The sequence below is a fragment of the Pantoea sp. SIMBA_079 genome (assembly GCF_046940275.1).
GTDB classification, from domain to species: domain Bacteria; phylum Pseudomonadota; class Gammaproteobacteria; order Enterobacterales; family Enterobacteriaceae; genus Pantoea; species Pantoea borealis.
This window is the reverse complement of the sequence record NZ_JAWRYR010000749.1, coordinates 1-245: the sequence shown is the minus strand read 5'-3', so window position 1 is coordinate 245 and position 245 is coordinate 1. Positions and strand designations below refer to the sequence as shown.

1 protein-coding gene is annotated in these 245 nt (G+C 51.8%); it reads left to right on the top strand.

Annotated features, from left to right (window positions below; translation table 11 throughout):
• Nucleotides 1-154, top strand: a 154-nt coding sequence (locus SB719_RS21955) for an autotransporter outer membrane beta-barrel domain-containing protein (RefSeq protein WP_412160004.1), incomplete at its 5' end; no start/stop codon positions are given.
• Nucleotides 155-245: the final 91 nt, after the last annotated feature.

Here is a 245-nt window from a genome sequence, read left to right as displayed (position 1 = left end):
CAATGATTTGTCGGGCAGACGTGGAATATACCAGGCAGCTATTAAAGCCTCATTCAGCAGTACGTTTAGCGGACATCTCGGGGTGGGGTATAGCCATGGTGCCGGTGTGGAATCCCCGTGGAACGCGGTGGCTGGTGTGAACTGGTCGTTCTGACCATCAACGATTAAACTGCGCTTCGGCGCAGTTTTCGTTTACAGGATGTTGAAAGGGAAAATTCTGGGGCAAAAAAAGCCCGCCAGTTACG